Origin of the sequence: Peribacillus sp. NPDC101481 (genome assembly GCF_044767165.1) — a bacterium.
Lineage (GTDB): Bacteria > Bacillota > Bacilli > Bacillales > DSM-1321 > Peribacillus.
The window spans coordinates 1-18754 of sequence record NZ_JBIWNJ010000002.1 but is presented as its reverse complement, the minus strand read 5'-3'; the positions used below and the strand labels follow the sequence as shown (position 1 = coordinate 18754).

Annotated in this window: 18 protein-coding genes; 5 read left to right on the top strand and 13 right to left on the bottom strand. The window is 36.6% G+C overall.

The annotated features are described in order from the left end of the window. The first annotated feature begins 331 nt into the window (after nt 1-331). Nucleotides 332-979: a DUF1796 family putative cysteine peptidase gene (locus ACIROD_RS09965; RefSeq protein ID WP_402940261.1), complete on the top strand. Its 648-nt coding sequence runs from the start codon at nt 332-334 to the stop codon at nt 977-979. 433 nt (nt 980-1412) lie between these two features. On the opposite strand, the gene ACIROD_RS09960 is transcribed toward ACIROD_RS09965, so the two are convergent. Both ACIROD_RS09960 and ACIROD_RS09955 read right to left on the bottom strand, forming a co-directional pair. Beyond that, nucleotides 1413-2504 carry a GerAB/ArcD/ProY family transporter gene (locus ACIROD_RS09960; RefSeq protein ID WP_402940258.1) on the bottom strand — a complete coding sequence of 364 codons (1092 nt, stop codon included), beginning with the start codon at nt 2502-2504 and terminating at the stop codon, nt 1413-1415. 315 nt (nt 2505-2819) lie between these two features. Next, on the bottom strand, nt 2820-3575 hold the full coding sequence (locus tag ACIROD_RS09955; RefSeq protein WP_402940255.1) for an SDR family NAD(P)-dependent oxidoreductase: 756 nt from the start codon (nt 3573-3575) through the stop codon (nt 2820-2822). Nucleotides 3576-3965: 390 nt separating this feature from the next. On the opposite strand from ACIROD_RS09955, the gene ACIROD_RS09950 reads away from it, so the two are divergent. Beyond that, nucleotides 3966-4328, top strand: coding sequence for a hypothetical protein (locus ACIROD_RS09950; protein WP_402940252.1), 363 nt, complete (start codon nt 3966-3968; stop codon nt 4326-4328). A 111-nt stretch (nt 4329-4439) separates the two neighbouring features. Here the strand turns inward: ACIROD_RS09950 and ACIROD_RS09945 are convergent, their stop codons facing one another. Both ACIROD_RS09945 and ACIROD_RS09940 read right to left on the bottom strand, forming a co-directional pair. After that, a complete protein-coding gene (locus tag ACIROD_RS09945; protein WP_402940249.1) occupies nt 4440-4634 on the bottom strand; it encodes a hypothetical protein in 195 nt (64 codons plus the stop codon). A gap of 136 nt (nt 4635-4770) precedes the next feature. Continuing rightward, nucleotides 4771-5214, bottom strand: a complete 444-nt coding sequence (locus ACIROD_RS09940; protein WP_101224760.1) for a cell wall hydrolase — start codon at nt 5212-5214, stop codon at nt 4771-4773. 651 nt (nt 5215-5865) lie between these two features. Here ACIROD_RS09940 and ACIROD_RS09935 point away from each other — a divergent pair. Both ACIROD_RS09935 and ACIROD_RS09930 read left to right on the top strand, forming a co-directional pair. Beyond that, on the top strand, nt 5866-7047 hold the full coding sequence (locus ACIROD_RS09935; RefSeq protein WP_402940246.1) for a YhgE/Pip domain-containing protein: 1182 nt from the start codon (nt 5866-5868) through the stop codon (nt 7045-7047). A gap of 46 nt (nt 7048-7093) precedes the next feature. Continuing rightward, a complete protein-coding gene (locus tag ACIROD_RS09930) occupies nt 7094-7624 on the top strand; it encodes a PadR family transcriptional regulator (RefSeq protein WP_230177750.1) in 531 nt (176 codons plus the stop codon). 487 nt (nt 7625-8111) lie between these two features. Here ACIROD_RS09930 and ACIROD_RS09925 read toward each other — a convergent pair whose 3' ends face one another. The 6 genes from ACIROD_RS09925 to ACIROD_RS09900 all read right to left on the bottom strand — a co-directional run bounded on the left by ACIROD_RS09925 (nt 8112) and on the right by ACIROD_RS09900 (nt 15536). After that, nucleotides 8112-8690, bottom strand: a complete 579-nt coding sequence (locus ACIROD_RS09925; RefSeq protein WP_101224765.1) for a TetR/AcrR family transcriptional regulator — start codon at nt 8688-8690, stop codon at nt 8112-8114. Between the two features lie 103 nt (nt 8691-8793). Continuing rightward, nucleotides 8794-10437: an amidohydrolase gene (locus tag ACIROD_RS09920; protein WP_402940241.1), complete on the bottom strand. Its 1644-nt coding sequence runs from the start codon at nt 10435-10437 to the stop codon at nt 8794-8796. Between the two features lie 42 nt (nt 10438-10479). Next, complete coding sequence (locus ACIROD_RS09915) at nt 10480-11847, bottom strand: APC family permease (RefSeq protein ID WP_402940238.1); 1368 nt, start codon at nt 11845-11847, stop codon at nt 10480-10482. 41 nt (nt 11848-11888) lie between these two features. Further along, nucleotides 11889-12830 (bottom strand): agmatinase, encoded by a 942-nt coding sequence (speB, locus tag ACIROD_RS09910; protein WP_402940235.1) that lies wholly within the window; start codon nt 12828-12830, stop codon nt 11889-11891. Between the two features lie 763 nt (nt 12831-13593). After that, nucleotides 13594-14694, bottom strand: coding sequence for a GerAB/ArcD/ProY family transporter (locus ACIROD_RS09905; RefSeq protein WP_402940232.1), 1101 nt, complete (start codon nt 14692-14694; stop codon nt 13594-13596). Nucleotides 14695-15305: 611 nt separating this feature from the next. Next, nucleotides 15306-15536: a hypothetical protein gene (locus ACIROD_RS09900; protein WP_101224770.1), complete on the bottom strand. Its 231-nt coding sequence runs from the start codon at nt 15534-15536 to the stop codon at nt 15306-15308. Between the two features lie 349 nt (nt 15537-15885). Here ACIROD_RS09900 and brnQ point away from each other — a divergent pair, with 349 nt between their 5' ends. After that, on the top strand, nt 15886-17220 hold the full coding sequence (brnQ, locus tag ACIROD_RS09895; protein WP_101224771.1) for a branched-chain amino acid transport system II carrier protein: 1335 nt from the start codon (nt 15886-15888) through the stop codon (nt 17218-17220). A 177-nt stretch (nt 17221-17397) separates the two neighbouring features. On the opposite strand, the gene ACIROD_RS09890 is transcribed toward brnQ, so the two are convergent. From ACIROD_RS09890 to ACIROD_RS09885, 3 genes are all read right to left on the bottom strand, one after another. Further along, nucleotides 17398-17916, bottom strand: a complete 519-nt coding sequence (locus ACIROD_RS09890; RefSeq protein ID WP_230177755.1) for a DinB family protein — start codon at nt 17914-17916, stop codon at nt 17398-17400. A 165-nt stretch (nt 17917-18081) separates the two neighbouring features. Beyond that, nucleotides 18082-18228 (bottom strand): YuzK family famiily protein, encoded by a 147-nt coding sequence (locus ACIROD_RS26210; RefSeq protein WP_170971720.1) that lies wholly within the window; start codon nt 18226-18228, stop codon nt 18082-18084. A 328-nt stretch (nt 18229-18556) separates the two neighbouring features. Continuing rightward, a partial coding sequence (locus tag ACIROD_RS09885; RefSeq protein ID WP_185150925.1) for an L-serine ammonia-lyase, iron-sulfur-dependent, subunit alpha occupies nt 18557-18754 on the bottom strand: 198 nt, incomplete at its 5' end.

Below are 18754 nucleotides of genomic sequence, written 5' to 3'. Positions count from 1 at the left end.
TCCTTCCCCGTTAGAGCCATAAGAAAAAGCTGCCTTAAAGACAGCACCGATCTTCAGTAACGCACCCTATGCTTTAAGTACAAGAATTTACTAACTTGCTTTCGATAAAAGAAAAGTTTGGTATCTTACTCCTCTGGTTCAACAATGAATAAAGGCTTCCGTGGAAACCTTTTAAACAGAGAGATTTAAAGTTATAAACTTTTCTTATGTTGACATCTTTTTTTACACACATTTTTTAATTGTCCAATCAAATAGAATTGCTCTGATATAGAATATTAAAAAGCAGAGGAGTGATTATTTGAATTTATTGGACATAAAAGGATCATATGGATTGATCGCTGGTTTGGGCAGCTGGTGTGGTCCTGCCCTCCATACAAAGAGGCATGATTTAAGAAGGAATTCATTTCCCTTGGATTGGGTTCAGTCTGGTTTTCTCCCTGAAGTAAATAGATTATTAAAGAATAAATTCGAGGGATATATGGAGTTAGAAAATATGCATGAGAAAAATATACTCGCTCATTTTGTTGATGAAGGAAATGTTGTTCTTGAACCAGGGGGTACTCAACCATCAAATGCCCATTTTATTCATGATAGCCAATATAAGATTGATTCCGTTCATGATTTTCCGAAGATACCAAACCAAGATTGGATTGTTCAATATCCAGCATTTAAAAATAAGCTGAATCATCGCATCCAAAACTTCCTTACAAAAATCGAACAAAGTAAAAATACTTTATTCATCAGATATGAGTGGTCAACGGCGAACTATGAAGATATTATTGAATTACAATCTATTTTATCTCAACTTACAACGGGTAAGTTTAACCTATTGTTTATGCAGCCGGTAGATGGTTTAAAAGGAGTTACAGACATGAACTGGCCACATGATGGGATATGCTTTGTACGAGTTCCTCGTAATGATCCCAGTAATAATGCCATTTGGGATCAGGTTTTAGAAGGGATATCATTAACGAATTAAAAAAGATGACCCTTTTATGCTGCCTCCTATATGAAGTATTTCATAAAAAGATAAATATATAGGCAGGGTTTCCTGGCTTTTTTTTATTAAATACTTTCAAATTAATATACAAAAATGAGTAATTGCTTTTTTCTGAAAAAATCAGAATAGTGCCATAAATATTGGATGTAAATGTGAATATACTGGGTTACTAACCTGCCGTTAACTCCATAAGACTTATTGTGAATTTAACCCCAAACTAAGCTGATAGAAGTTCTGTAATAGCTCAAAATAGACTCTTGCTTTGATGCGGCTTGGCTGACAGTCGGCGGAAAGGGAGCGGATTTCTGAAATCACCTGGAACGTTTTTTAGAATAAAAAACTGCAGGCAAACTCTCTTTTCTTCAAGTTTGTCTACAGTCTGAGTAAATATATTTATATAAATGATAATTTGTCATAAACGTTTCCTCGAATTTTTTATGCTTATTAAAACAAAAAGAAGCGGCAAGTATAAAACAAGGAAGCCCACGCTGTATGGATTGATTATTTTATTTAATACATATAAGGAATCGACATCGAAAAAAAATATACTGACAAGCAATATGATTATGGACATTACCCATAAGGGATACATTTGCTGGACGTTGAATAAGCGCTTGACACCCCTGCTGGCAGCCCACAAAGGAATGACCATGTTGGGAATGATGACGATGGCCCACCAAGAAACAGTTATGTATTCGAAACGTTGAATAAAGGGGAATTCAATGACACTGGTCAATGAGAGTGTTGGCCATAGGGTAAGGACCAACTGTTTCTGTGAATAGAAGACTGTCGAAACAAAATAAAGTAATAGGATCAATAACGTAGTGGCCAAGGCTCCTCCATGAGCATATTTTTGTGATTTTTCAGGATTTTTGATGAATGGATAAAACATCAGGATCATTTCAAAACCAAGCATTGATAATGAAGTACTTCTAGTTCCTTTCATTATTTCCATTAAAGTATGATCGAAAATAGGAAGAAAACTAGTGAAATCAGCGTATTTAAAGCCATATAGAGGTACAATTAAAAGCCAGTATGAAACAATTACGGTTAAAAAGGCTATACCCGTAATGGTTCGGAAACCTCCCGTACATATATAATAAATCAGGATCAGGAAAACCAAAGCAAATGCCCAAGAAGGTATCTCTTCAAACATCCAAACATGAATTACATTTATATAGCCGATTATGACCGTCATTCCAAGGGCGAAAAAGTACAGAATGAATAGGAGACTAAAGATATTTCCGATCCATTTACCAAATGCATGATTATTAGCAGAAATGATATCACCGGGAACAATACTGAAAATCTTATATATAAGCCAAATTAATATATGAACAATCAGTCCGGCTAGGAGTATGGAGATCCAGCCATCGGTTCCCGTCGTCTTGGCTAAATCTCTTTGAAAATTTAACACGCCTAACCCAGTTTGCATGGAATGCAGTAAAAAAAACACATAAAATGGCGATACCTTATACTTTTCATTCACACCAGCTTGGTTCATACAGGACCCTCATTTATATCACTTATATTTCCTATGTTAATAATCTGGCTTTTACAGTAGTAATTTATTCAAAGGATACAAACGTTAAGTACCGAATCACAATCTCGCGACTGCTCTAGAATTATTCGGATTTCAACAACAACTTAAAGGAAGGTTACATTCCTAAATAGAATTGGTATCAATTCTACAACCTTTAACCTTCTCTTCTAAGATCTAAAAAATCTTAGGTAGGCTTCTCAATTGAAGGTTAAAAGCTAATTTACATAAAAATACGGCGTAAAAAATTTACACCGTTAAGTCTTTTTTTAAGAATTCTTATTTAGATTTGAAGCTTAGGAAACCATCGTCAACAGGGATTGTTTGACCATTAATTGCACTGGCCCCTTCACTAAACAAGAATGTAACTACGCTAGCTACTTGCTTCGGTTGGATGAGCTTTTCCCGCATATGCTGTGCAGCTAGAGCATTTTTCACTTCTTCATTGTCACCAAGTATTGGCGTATCGATGAATCCTGGAGCAACTCCTACGACTCGGATACCATGTTCAGCTAACTCTAATGCCCCGGATTTAGACATCATGACCACAGCTGCCTTAGCTGCGTTATAATTAAAGCTTCCAACTGCTGCCATTGTTCCATAAATTGATGCTGTATTAACGATAGTTCCTTTTACATTTAATTCAACCATCTTTTTAGCTCCATAATACATCCCATAATATACACTGTGTTGGTCAACATCAATGACCCGATGATATGATTCTGGATCCATCTCCAAGAAAGGTTTTACCAGACCAATTCCAGCATTGTTAAAGATCCCGTTTAAAGTACTGAATCTTTCTACTGTCCAATCAATAAGAGCACTAACTTCATCACCTTTTGATACATCAACTTTATAGGAAGCTGCAATACCAGATGCGGCTTCTATCTCAGCAACCACTTCCTTGGCAGAATTTTCATTATAATCTGCAATTACTACGGATGCACCTTTTGTTGATAGCTGCAATGCAGTCTCCTTTCCGATTCCGCTGCCCCCACCTGTTACTATAATTACTTTCCCGTTTAATTCGGTCATCATTTAGCCCCCTTCAACTTATGTACCATCTAATAACCTTCCATTTAAAGTTTTATCGTTTTATCTATTTTTAATACCATAGACTTCTTATTGAGGTGTCCCGTTAGTTCAATGAAAAAAGCGATCCTATTAAAGAATCGCTCACGTTTGCTGAAGATTTATTGTCATTACATATTGAACTTTAGCCCCAATTAATTTAAAAGATTGATAACTATCTAGATTCCTGTAAAATTATTCTAGATTATAAAATATTTTCATTAATAAAAATCTGCATTTTTCCTGGTTACAGGAAAGCACCATCACTGTAAGGATGTTTAAAAAAACGGCCCATAGCACAATAATATAGGCAACGTATGTCTGTCTTTATTCCACAAAAGGAGGGGTATCCATTTGAAGATCTCTTCAATATCATTCAAAGAACCTCCAGTTTATCATGAATTCCCTCCCCTATATGAAGGTTTAGGGCTGCCTGAGTTATCTTCATTCATTCAGCAACGATTTGAATTCGCATATACCTTGGGGAAAGTCGAAAGGACGGGGCTTGGCAGCGTTCGTTTTTATAAACGGCAGGGTAATTTCGAAGTTCTTATACCTGATAAGTTACCAGGAGTGGGACCAATAAAGCTTCGGAAATTAAAGGGGTTGTTACTGGAGGAAGTAAAAACGGCTTTCATCGAAAATATTGAATCCGAACGAGAAAAGCGGAAGGTCTACTACGGAGAATTTCGTCGCCCTCGGAAAGACACTGAATAGGTGTGCTTTTCCACAAACTGGCGTCTGTTTGAGTAAGATCATTGTTGTCTTTTTGAATTTATTTTTAAAAGATTCCCACTAAAAAAGGTTACCGCAGCAACCTCCCTTATTTTAATGATCCGTTTTATTTTCATTATCTAAATCATCATCAAGAAAAGACTTATTATCTTCTTTAACCCCATATTTTTTTTCAAGAAATTGACCGATAATTGAATTGTTAATTCCTTTTCTTACTGCTGTTTCAATAACTATATAGAGAATGAATAACCCAACAGTAAAATAAACAAAAAACATTATAGCCTCCACTAAAAGTCCCCCAAACAATAATCCATCTTTTACTATATTTTACCACAAAATCCACATTACCTTTTTGAAATGCCCGATTGTTGCATAAAAAAAGGAGCTGCTGATCAGCTCCTTGAAATGAAATAATAGCTCCCAGTCAACCTCCGGTATAAACACTTTCACATGTTCCAGGTTTTGGTTCATAATAACAATGATTTTTAAATTGACCAGCAAAAGGTTGATCGTACCATGTTGGAGGACACGGGGCATATGGATTAAAATACCAAAGGGCATATTTCCCTGGGTGTTCCCTCCAATAATCCAAATTCTGTTTTGCTAATCTTTTTTCAGCAGATCTTGCTCTTTGATAAAATACATTACCTTTTTGAACTGCTTCAAAAGAATAATTTCCTCCTTGTACTTGATAAATGACCTGTGGAATTGTTCTTAAATCTATAAAGTCTATACAATTCGCTTTAAGACGATTAACAATTACATTTCCAACATATAACATCCCTTGTTTTCCTTCACCTTCGGCTTCTGCTCTCATCATCCTTGCCATTAAGTCGACATCTGAGCTCCGGTAACTTACTCTTGCCATTTTTTCACCCCAAAAATATCGTATGAAAAAAAGACCGCATTAATGTCATTGTTCATAAATTAAGATTGCTTATTTTTTTTAAAGCTTATCGTTTTTAAGCAAGCTAAGAACTTAAAGACAGCTACTTTTTGATTAATCACAGAAAGATTGTACTGGCAGAGTAAATCAATAATAGACACATAATTAACCGAAAGGACTTATCATGTTTAGCAAAAAAATCTTTAAAAAGCGAGCCGAATCCAGACCACAGAAGCAATGCCATCCATCCCAGAAAAATCGTTAAAGCTAAATATATAGCAACGAATTTAATCGACTCATTAAACGGTAAAATAACACACTCAACAGGCATTTGTTGAAGTTGTATTAAACAGGTTTAATGACACTGAGAAAATGAGTATCTAAAACGTTGTCATATATGCTAGTCAGAGAAGTGCCGAAGGAATCAAAATGCCTCCCTCCCTCATAGTTACTCGCAACAAAGCAGAAGTTTTGACGTTCCGCTTTGTTGCGAGTTTTTTCATATACATAAAATTTTTCAATTGACTTTTTATAAAAATTAAAATAAAATTCAAAGTACTTTAAATTAAACTACTCTAATTAGAGTACTACAAATTGAGTAAAATACTGAAATTAAAAGGATGGATTCAACATATGAAATTTACTGCATTCTTAAAAACAAGAGGTGCAACAGCGGCAATCTTTATGGGGATTTTCTATGCAGTTGCCATGCTAGGCATCTTCTTGCCTGGGTATACAGCCATTCCAGGAAATGTCGATAAATTACCGATCTCCATCATCAATGATGATGCTGGTAAAAATGGAGCGATGATCGCCGAAAATTTACAAGAAAATTTACCCTTTAAAGAAATCGAGACGGATATAACCAATAAACAAGCCTTAAAAGATTTGGAGCACAATGATTTAGCATTAGTCGTTCACATCCCAAAAACCTTCTCTGAGAATATACAAAAAGGTGAAGCGTCATCAAGCATCGATTTTACAATCAATGAGGCAGGGGCAACGGTCGTTTCTTCTACCATGAATGCGATCGTAACTGAAATTAACAGTCAGTTAAGCACACAATTCTCGCAACAAACAGCTCAGGGCGTATTGATGAACTTTAATGTACCAGAAAAGCAATCCGCTGAATTAGCCGAAAAGATTGAGAAATCCTATGTAGGAAATGTCGTTACAATCAACGAAATACCGGATGGCATGAATCATAATATGCTGCCTATGTTCTTAACAATGGCCGGTTATGTAGGGGCGATGATCGGGGCGATGCAATTAGTGGGTGCATTTAGAGCCAGCCGGGGAAAAGCAAGCAAAACACGGTTATTCACTTATGTGCAAATGGCTGCATTATTGATTGCAGTGGTTTCATCAATCATCGCTGTAGGTGTAGCATATTTAATTGACAAGCCGAGCGGTGACCTATTCTTCGGTATAGTAGGTCAACAAATACTAAACTATATGGTATGTTTTAATTTCACTGCGATTTTAATCTTCTTATTTGGTGAAGGCGGCATGATTTTAAACTTACCGATTTTATTAATGCAAACAATAGCTAATGGTGCCACTATCACACGTGATATGATGCATTTACCGTATGAATGGATGAGCCACATTTCACCGATGTATTACTCGGTGCAAGCATACTTTGCAAACCTATTTGGCAGCATCAGTCCAAGTCCATATATTTGGTCAATGGCTGCGGTAGGTGCCGTTGCAATGTTAATTAATATGGCTATTGTCGCGTTTTTACAAAAACCAATGCCAGTACAGGTTTCTGAAACAGAAGTTGAAAAGAAAGCGGCAGAAATCTCAGCTTAGTTTTTGCTACAATAAGGAGATAATACTTCTTAAAGGAGCGTAGTAAATGTCTATTCAAATTTTTATATTGAGCAAGCTGATGGAGGATAAAAACTATCCTTATAAATTAAAAAAACAGCTTTCAGAACCCATTCCGTTGGATCGCCTGGGTGGGTTAACTGAAAGTAAACTGTACTACCATTTTGAATCATTAGTAAAACAAGGTTTAGTCGAACCAGTTGAAGTCATAAAAGAAGAACATCGGCCTGATAAACAAGTATTTGCGATTACGGCTAAGGGTCGCGAAGAACTACCAAAGAAAATCTATAAATTATTTGAAAGTGCGGATGAAATTAAGGATATGATTGTAGGTTTAGCCAACATCAAGTATGTAGATCGGGACAAAGTAGTAGAAATACTAGAAAAAAAAGTAAAGTCCATCAAGGCTATTTGGGAGCAGCTAGGGAATTTCGAGTCAGAACCTAATGGCAACGAGAATATTCGTGAATTTTTGGGTAGCTATTTTTCGACCAGGACTGATCACACAATATATTGGTTTGAAGAGTTAATTAAAAGGATTAAGTCAAAGGAATTGTAAGTTTACTTTAAAGCAGGATTTTTGGCAGGTATTCCTAGCTTCAGATTAAAAATAAGATTTACGTGTAGATGGCGACCATGTTAATCACATAACCAAAAATAATAATAAAGCTATGTGAAACCTTATATTCACATAGCTTTTATTATATTTAAAAAACATACTCGGTATGAGCAAGGCAGACTGTAGACAAATTTGATATTAATTAGGATTGCCTACATTTTTTTGAGGGAGTGTTAGAATATGAACGTTGATTTCCACTCCAGGCACTCGCTTTCCGCGGGCGTTCCGGGAGCCTCCCCGGCGCCTATGCGCATTGCGGTGTCTCCCCTGGACACGCTTTTTCCGCAGGGGTCTCGAACACCCGATCCAATCAACTTTGTTTAAAAATTCAGATGGAATCCCTATTGTCGACAAACTCACTTACTCTATATGAGCAAATAATGTATTCCTATTAGATAGCTTTTAGAGCATGAACTGTTTGAATGTATCATCCACTTAGTCCATACCAAAAATTTTCCCATATATTCTGAATTCTAGGTTCCATATTCTCTTTTCCATAATAAGAAAATTCCATGAATATCCCATCAATCAAACAGAGATAGGACATGATTAAGTTCTCGATTGTCCCTTGGCGTATTTCTTTTTTGTCAATTCCTTCGACAAAGATATCATGTAAGATAGCGGAAAATGATTCTTCAGATCTAAGGAATTTATCATTTAATATGTGCTTCAAATGCTCCGGCGGAAAAATCATTGCCCTCTTTAAAAAAGTTGCTTTATCTTCATGGTTTTTATAATAGTTACAAGTATCAAGAAGGATATGCTTTAACTTTTCTTCAGAAGAGAGTGTATTTATTTCTTCGACAAATTGTTCGACCTGGTTTATATGCTCTTCTAGTATTTCTTCAAACAGACACAAGAAAAGGTCATCCTTATTTTTGAAATGGTTATAGATTGAGGGTTTTTGTATACCTACCCTCTTGGCAATTTCCGATAAAGCGGTTCCCTCGTATCCATACTTGGTAAAAAGCGTTAAGGAAATGTTTTTAATTTCATTTTTTGTCATAATGATCCCCCAAACTATCTAACGTTAGTTAATATCATTATAAACTCATTTCCCTTTTTAAACTAAATATTTGATACCTCTGTTTCTCTAAATGATTAGAGAATTAGAATATGCTGGATAAAGATGTTTCTTCACTTTTATACACAACTTCCCCATCGTTTATTGTAAGTTCCACTTTAGCTTTGAGCACTTCACTTTCTGGAATATCGAAAAGATTTCTGTCTAAAACCACAAGATCAGCAAGTTTTCCCTCTTCTATTGTACCTAGCTCATGCTCCCTGAAACTTCCATAGGCTGAGCCATATGTATATGCTTGCAATGCCTCTGCCAAAGTGAGCTTTTGTTCAGGATGCCATGTGTTTTTTGGATCTCCACTGCTATCAACTCTTGTAATGGCAGTATATATTTGCCGCATAGGATTTAATGAGATGGAAACCGGAAAGTCTGTTCCTAATGCTAAAGATGCACCTGAATTTAAAAGCGACTTCGTCAGGAAAACATTTTTTTCCCTTTCAGGACCTATAATTGAAGAATATACCTCTCTTGATGAAGCAGCCATGTGATCAGGCTGCATCGAGGCAATGACCCCTAGTTTGGAAAAACGTTCAATGTCACCCGAATCGATTACTTCAATATGTTCTATTGTATGCCTTGAGTCTCTTTTTCCATTCTTACGTACTGCTTCTTCAAAAGCGTCTAAAGCTAAACGAATTGCCGCATCTCCAATAGCGTGAAACCGGATTCTAAATCCAAGTTCATCTGCTTTAACAACTCGATCAATCAATACTTCTGGATTTAGAGCTGGATGACCACAGATATCCACTTGATCGGAGTAAGGTTTCAGGAAGTAAGCAGTATGACCCGTGACTGTTCCATCAACAAATTGCTTTAATCCTGAAAATTGAAGTTTCTTTGATTCATATTTATTTCTCAGCTTTTGGGCTTTATCCAAATTGCCATCTAATTCAGGAGTGATATGAAATCTAGTCGTTAATTTTCCTTGCTTATCTAATTTCTCGAAAAGGTCATAGTCTTGAAGGAAGTCATCTATTGGAGCAAACAAATCGTTTACAGAAGTAATCCCATATTGCGATAACAATCTTAAATACTTTTTTAGTATCGTTTCTTTTTTATCTTGTGTTAACCGTAATGCCTCTTTTAAAACGATTTGCTGGGCTTCTTCATATAAAATCCCAGTAAGTAAACCATTCTTATCTCTTTCATAGCGACCAAAATCCGGATCACGTATATCCTCAGTAACTCCTGCTAAATCCATGGCCTTACTGTTCACCCATGTATAATGACCCTCAGCATGAAAAAGAACAACAGGACGATCTGGAATAACAGCATCAAGTATTTTATAATGGGGCTCTTGTTTATCATGCCAATAACCTGCGTCCCATTGCATACCAATAATCCATTCTTCCTCAGGACAGTCTTTAGAAAATTCCCGTACTTTTGCAGCTACTTCATGAGCTGACCTGGCTTCAAATAAATTTACACTATTTAAACTTAGGGCACTAAACATGATATGGAGATGAAAATCATGAAAACCAGGCATAATTAATTGATTTCCATAGTTAAATACTTTTGTCTCACTACCTATAAAAGGTTCAATCTCCGCTTTTGATCCTACACTCATAATCTTGTCACCTAAGATAGCAATTGCACCAGACGTCGGCTCTTGTGCAAGCCCTGTAAAAATAGCATCACTGGAAAGAACAATATCCGCGTTTTTAATAGCCATGGAGTTTACCTCTTTTCATTCAAAATAATAAACAGTAACTGATCATTGCACTAGTTTTACATCAAATTCTTCTTTTTGCTCTGCAAAATTCAGTTCAGGAGGACGTTCCTTAAACATTTTAGTTAAGTACAATAAATATATGAACCCTACTGCCATCCAAGTAATCCCTAATACTAAAGAATGGATATCTAACTTTGTCATAAACAATATAGTTATACCGGTGCCTATTAAGGGAAGAAGTAAATATAAAACGATACTTTTAGGCGATCTCTGCTTCTGCCTCACAAAATAATGGATAAGCACTGAAAGATTAACGAATGTAAAAGCAAACAGGGCTCCAAAGTTAATGAAAGAAGTAGCTGTTGCGATATCCAAAAATACAGCACTCATTGCAACACAAGCAATGATTAGGATATTGAAAATGGGCGTTTGGAATTTTGGAGAAACATATCCGAAAACCCTCTTAGGCAGAACATTATCTCTCCCCATTGCATATAAGATCCTAGCTCCGCTGCCTCCTGAAGCTATTGCAGAAGCAGTAGCAGATGTCACTACCACGGAAACAAACAAACTATTCAGAAAATTACCCCCGGTATAAATCATGATATCCACTATAGCTGTATCAGGGTTCTTAAAAGCATTGAAGTTCGGGAAAATGGATTGTGCAAAATAGGTAGATGCAACAAATAATACCCCCCCGATCAATGTCGTAGCATAAATAGCTTTAGGAAGTGTTTTTTTCGGATTTTTGGTTTCTTCAGCTAATGTAGTAACCGCATCAAACCCAAGAAAACTAAAACATAATAGAGGTACAATCGAGAGCAGATTATTAAAATTTACGTCAGGACTAAAAAACGGATCCTTCGAAAACAACTCTCCGGTACCTTTTCCTGCTAAAAGTCCATTTATACAAAGCAGGCTGAAGATAATGATAAAAAGAAATTGAAATAACACCAAAAAGGTATTCACATTTGCAGCAACCTTAATCCCAAAAATATTAATGGTAGTCACACCTATAATAAAAGAAATAATAACTGCAATGATAGGAATACCAGGGAAGTAAGCATTCACCATAATCCCAAAAAGTAAAGCACTGATCATAGGACTGAAAAGATAATCCAATAAAATTACCCATCCTACCAGAAAACCAAGATGTGAATTAATTCCTTTCTGCACAAAGGTATAAGCTGAACCTGTAGTCGGATACACCTGAACCATTTTTGCGTAACTATATGAAGTGAACAGCATGACAATTAAAGCAATTATATATGCTGTCGGAATCATTCCCTGGGTACGATCAATGGCGATACCATATGTGCTAAAGACTGTCACAGGCGCCATAAAGGAAAGTCCAAATACAATAACATATCTTGTATTTAGTGAACGCTTAAGCTCGGGTAATCCTTTCATCGCAAAGAGCTGCCCCCTTTATCTAATGTAATGACTGCTTTTTATTGATTGACTTCTTTCGTACTTAATGCTGCTAGGCTGGCAAACTCATGTACAAGTGTTGCTGCTAAAAGTGAAGTGATTTGACTTGGATCATATGATGGCAGCACTTCAACCACATCATATCCTATAAAGTTAAAGTCAGTTAGGGCACGAATCATTTTAAGTGTTTCAAAGCTGCTAAAACCGCCTGCTTCAGGTGTACCTGTACCTGGAGCAAAAGATGGATCAACGAAATCTATATCAAATGTCAAGAAACAAGGTGTGTTACCAATCGTTTTTCTAATCTCTTTCAAAACATCTTCAAATCCACGATTGGAAAGTTCACCAGTTGTAATCAAACGATAACCTAAATCAAGACTTGCCTGTAAATCTCCAGAGTGGTTTAGCGTACCTCGGATTCCTACTTGAAATACTTTATCTGCCTGCAGCAAACCTTCTTCGTGTGCACGTATAAATGGAGATCCATGCCAATATTTTTCCTCATAATATGTATCCCAAGTATCTGTATGGGAATCAAAATGAATCATGGCTACCGGGCCATATACCTTTGCCGCAGCTCGTAAACTAGCTAAAGTGACAGAATGATCTCCCCCTAATCCAATAGGTATGACCCCTTTGGACATCAATTCAAACATGGATTCCTTCATTAGATCATAACTTCGATGAATATTATGGGGAATAACAGGGATATCCCCTATATCAATGGCATTCAATTGTTCAAAAGGATATACCTTATGAATAGGATGATAAGGAAACAGGGTCATGGATGCTTGGCGAATGGCTTGAGGAGCAAACCTGGCTCCCACCCTAAAAGAAGCTGCTGTATCAAAGGGCATACCCACAATTGCCAGCTTTGCATCATACTTTTGAGAAGGTAAACGCATAAAGGTTCCTGTTGTACAAAACTCTGGCTTTACATCTGGTGTAAGTGGATATTTCATAAGTATCATCTCCTGGTTTTAAATAAAAATCTTTTCATATAAATTTACAGACACAAGGTGTAATCGCTTACAACCTATGATTCATTAATTTACTTTTTATTTCTAACACCTACTTTTAGAATTTTATTAACTAACGGTAGTTAGTATTAAACCAAATATAAACATAGTTTTAAAAAAAGTCAAACTATTTTTTATTGTCTATTAAATCCTCTTTTTGATCAAAGTAGCCTTTTCTTTCAATCCTCCTCTATTAAATTAAATCCACCTATTCTTGTTATACTAGCTGCCTGCAAAAGCAACTCCCAGACTGTAGACAGATTCGAAGAAAGCAGTTTGCCTACAGTTATTTTCTTTGAATTTGTCTACAGTTGATTTCAGAAATCCGCTCCCTTTCCGCCGACTGTCTGCCAAGCCTCCTCGACGCAAGCGTCTGTGGGGTCTCGGCTAGCCAGTTATCAGGAGTGTCGCGAATTTCTTCCATCCATTAAGGATTACTGTAAAAAAACATGAAAGATAATCTAGTACAGTTGATTGATCAGGTGTTCGAGACTGCTGCGGGAAAAGCGCGCCGAGGAGGCTCCCGGACCGCCCGCGGAAAGCGAGTGCCTGGAGTGGAAATCAACGGTCGAGGGGTTTTATAAACCCTCATAAAAACTGAGATAAAGTAAAGAATTGCGCCCTTTTATGGAATAACACCTGAGCTTCTAGATAACTATAAAAACCTTCTAGAAATTTACACAAGTTTCTTAACAAATAAGACCCCTTAGTTTGGTCCATCATTTTTCTGAACTTTGGAGATTATTAGTAATATCAACGGAAGAATAAACCCGAATGTCATTGCATAAAACGGCCAGATTTCTGAAATGAATTTACTATAATGGACGATATTGGGTGTCATAATCAATGTAAAGGCAATCAAAAGGATACCAAACGGAAAAATCAGAGGACGATAATCTTGCAATTTAAACGTTTGTGCCAAGCCTAAAACGGTCACATAAAAAAACAAACTAAATCTAATAAAAATGGTGATGAACCATATTATGGCTAGTATTGCTTCCAGCCGCATCATGAAATCACCGATATTTATTTTCTTAGCCAGCATATAGATTGGATAATTTTGTCTTGCTGTTGACTCTGGACCAAGTACAAGAAGTGCTAACATGGTTATAATGATCAAAACACTTCCAGCCAACACTTGACCGACAAAAAGGCTTTTTCTTATTCTGTCTTTTTGACTTACGAACGGGAGAATCATTAGAATCGCAACCGGTTCAATAAACGGAAAAACAATAAATGGTATAGATCCCCGTATAACCGGTTTCAATCCCCCCTCCCATATGGGTTGCAGGTTTTGAAATTTAATCTCAGGAAGTAGAAGAATTATCAATGTTGATACAAGTAATACAACAAATGGGAAAAATATTTCTGCGCTTCGGGCCAAAGGTTCCAAACCAAGACGTGCGGCCATGAGGACGACACTCATAAATAGAATCATGATTACTTGATTTGGAGTATCAGGCATAATATGACTTATCATAAAATCCCCAATTTCACTCAGATAAGTCGCTGTGGTTATAAAAAAGTAGCTTATAAATAAAAGAGAAATTGCTATTCCCAGCCACTTACCCAGAATTTTTTGGCTGTATTCCACTAATGTTAAATCAGGATAGCATTTCCTTAAAGCGTCATATATAAAAACAACCAATAACGGTGCTATCACCACGCTTATAATACCCGAAATCCAACCATCTTGTTTAGCTTCAGAAGCGACAATGGAGGGAATGACTAATATAGAATCTCCAAGCGTATATAAAATCACTAATATCGTCAGTTGACGGCTTCCGATTTTACCCTTCTCGAGCATTTTCATAAGTTCCTTTCACGACAAAACGGTAAAGTGTTATATACAAAAGGCAGAAATTCTGATTCCATAACCATTATTGACAGAAGAAGAATATACAAACCCTGCTGAATACAAGTTATTTTTTTGCCACTTCAAGCCGCAGGCAGTTTGAAAAATTAGAAATAATGTGTTTTATAAATCCTGACTCCCCTTGTTAGGAGATAACTTAGAGCTTCGATTCACTTTTTAATAATTCCGGAATACTGCGCATTATAGCTGCCCCTATGGCCCCATAAAAAAAGAGCTGCATAATCAGCCCAAACTGTAGACAAACTCTTTGAAAATTAAGTTTTTCTCAGTTTTTTGTTCGCTCTCCCCGTTTAATTAAGACAATACATATTCTTGCATTTAACGTGCCAATTTTATTAGCCAGGAATATTTTCTGCGCAAACTATACAGCGAAGGCCACTAAAATTTTTAGCAATCTTTGTTATTAATACCAGAACGATATTATCACTTTAAACAACTGTTCCTTATTTAACACAATGAGTGGACATGTGTGTTATTTTAACACCACTATTTTACTTTACTACAACATTTAACCTAACGTCCCTCACCAAAAAAAACAAATTTTAATGTTCATTTTCCCTGTTTCGTTTTCCTTCAAAATATATGAATGCCGAAAGAACAATGATTGCAATTAATACAATGTCAGTTAACCAAAATAAGTCCATATCCGTGATATACCCAACCATATTAGCAATAGGAAGCGCGAATATGAAAATTAGTAATAAAACATCTTTTTTGCTTTGTTTCCGTTTTTCAAAAAACAACCCCAGTATTTTTTCAAAAAATACTCCCATTTTAAACACCCCTTAATTTTTCCACTCTAAATTAAACTAAAGTCCGCCGTCTAAACCGTCAATCTTTATCGTGAGCTCAAGCAGGTTCGCGACGCTAAGCATTTTTTTCCGCACCCTCATTTCTTTAACATTTCAAATTTCATGAGTATGAGCAGCCTTTAGATGTTCAAAATAAGATAAGGGCGGATCACTTAACATCAAGGTAATTAATAAAAAACAAAAAATATATTGAAATATCAATTTAATTTAGTTATAATACTGTACGGTCTTAGTATTACTGTTTATATAATTTTTAGAAAATTTAATAATTTTCTAAAATAGCAAATTTTGGTTTTTCGGAGGGTTTATTTTGTCTAATAAGGTACCATCTTCATTTATAGTAGTGATTGGGTTCATGTTATTTGCCCTTTTCTTTGGGGCAGGGAATTTAATTTTCCCGCCAATGCTTGGTCAATCAGCAGGTATGAATATATGGTCAGCTAATGCAGGATTTTTGGTCACAGGAGTAGGATTACCGTTACTTGGTGTGCTGGCACTCGGTTTTTCTGGAAAAGATGACTTACAATCATTAGCGAGCCGTGTCCATCCAGTCTTTGGTATTGTATTCACAACCGTTCTTTACTTAGCCATTGGTCCATTATTCGCAATGCCTAGAACAGGAAACGTTTCTTTTGAGATCGGTGTAAAACCTTTTTTACCTGAAGATTCAGGTCCATTGCCTTTACTTATTTTCACCATCATCTTTTTTACAGTTTCGTGCCTTCTTTCGCTCAATCCTGCGAAAATTGTCGAAATTGTGGGGAAAGTTTTAACACCGATCAAGTTGACATTCATTGGAATCCTGGTGGTAGTCGCTTTCGTTAATCCAATTGGAGATTTTCAAGCACCTGCAGAGCACTATATGGTTCAACCATTTTTCAATGGGTTCAGAGAAGGTTATTTAACCATGGATACCCTTGCATCTTTTGTTTTTGGAATCATCATCATTAATGCCATCAAAGAAAAAGGGGCTAAAACAAAAAAACAAATAATGATCGTTTGTGGGAAAGCGACTGCCATTGCGGCTGTTATTCTTGCCACCATTTATACAGCTCTTTCTTATATGGGTGCTTCAAGCGTTGGGGAACTTGGACGCTTGGATAATGGAGGCATTGTCTTAGCGAAAGTCTCGGATTATTACTTTGGAGCATATGGTGGGCTATTATTAGGATTAATGATCACAGTGGCTTGCATAACGACAAGCGTAGGACTCATTACATCTTGCTCGACATACTTCCATAAGCTATTTCCAAATCTGCCTTACAAAACGATTGCCATAAGTTTATCCATATTCAGTGCAATTATTGCCAATATTGGACTAACCGAGTTAATTGCCATTTCCGTACCTGTTATGACAGCCATTTATCCATTGGCCATTGTTTTGATTTTCCTAACATTTCTTCATTCTTTATTTAAAGGAAGACCTGAAGTTTATCAAGGCAGCTTACTTTTAACATTCATCGTCAGTTTATTTGATGGATTAAATGGAGCAGGTGTACACATTTCATTCATCAATGATTTCTTCACTGCAATACTTCCTATGTATGAGGCAGGACTAGGATGGGTCATTCCTGCCATTGTTGGAGGATTCATTGGGTATGCCAGCAGCGTCTTAAAGTCGAAATTCAATCACCAAATAGATTAATGATATAAATCAGTCCAGGAATATTGACTGTAGACAAATTCGAAGAAAAGCGAGTTTGCCTACAGTTTTTTTCTTTGACAAACGTTTCAGCGATCGTCTGCCAAGCAGTTATTCGGCAGATTTGTCGACAAACTGATATGGATAGCAGGCCATTAAAAAAACACATTCTTTAATTTCTTATTCATTCCGTAATTTCTTCAGCAACTGAAAAATCTGTCCTCGATGATGTGATTCATGTTCAACCAAATGGTAAACGACCCATTCAGGCGTGACGTCATATTGTTCAAGTACCCTCGGTTTACGCCAATCCGTTAGGTCCATTGTGCGAAAGTTTGAAAGAAATACTTCACGTACATTATTGAGGCGGTAGAAATGTTCTTCTAATGTTTGTCCTTCAATGTGGTTTAGGGAGCCATCTTCGGCACGACATCCTAATGGAAACAACGCGCGTATTTCCGAATCCCATTCCGAAACAAGGACCTCCTCGTATAACCAATCTGCCTCTATCAGAGCTATGTGATACAACATCGAGCCAATCGTTTGCCTTTCATCGATTTTCGTATCAAGTATATTTTGGCTGATTCCAGTCAATTTCGTTATCAACGTACGGCGAACATCTTCTAAACACCATAGCCACCGCCCAATTTCTTCTTCATATCCCGGTAATGCTGATACCAGTAAAGCTCTTCTCTCCACTAAGATCAATCCTCCTCTTCATCAACATACATTCTATTTAAAATTGGTGTCACCTCCTTTTTAATAGAAAATACCCCTTTAGGGCAGGACAAAAAGAGCAATCTTTAAGATTGCTCTTTCGCTTGTTCATGTTTTTTCGTTTTATGTTATTCGATATCTTCGAAATTAACTACCCAAAAAAAGATTGGCTCTCATCTCGTCTGATATACGCCTGCTTTTTAGATAATCCTGTTCCCGTTCTTGTTCAACCATCATGCGCTGCTCCAGTTTTTGAGCATATAGTGCATAGCCGATTCCATGAGCCTGAAACATCGCTTTTTCCATTGCCGACGTGTACGTTAATTCGAGAAAATTAATGAAGAATCAATCCTTCCCATAGTGAATTTCGTACTCATCTTATCATTGAAATTGATAACTAACAAAGTTGCTACGGCTCCATATTCACTGATAATTCAGATTTTTTAACGATTCTTTCCATCTCCGTGTCCATAAACGCCAAATTCCTCCATCTTCCTCTAATTTCCTTTTTTCATTCACAAAAAGATAATCTTATTATTGAGCAGGTTAAGGGATTGGAGTTGTTTTTTTAAGACAAATTAAAAATCCCATTAACAAACCTTTTGTTAATGGGACTGAATGTTTATTTATATGAACCGAAAATTTCCTTTGCCAATCTACGCCCAGTAGGAGTCGCAGCCAGGCCGCCTTCTGCCGTTTCACGAAGTGCAACTGGCATGGTCAATCCTATTTTATACATGGCATCGATAACTTCGTCACATGGAATGCGGCTCGTAATGCCTGCAAGCGCCATATCAGCTGCCGTTATCGCGTTGGAGGC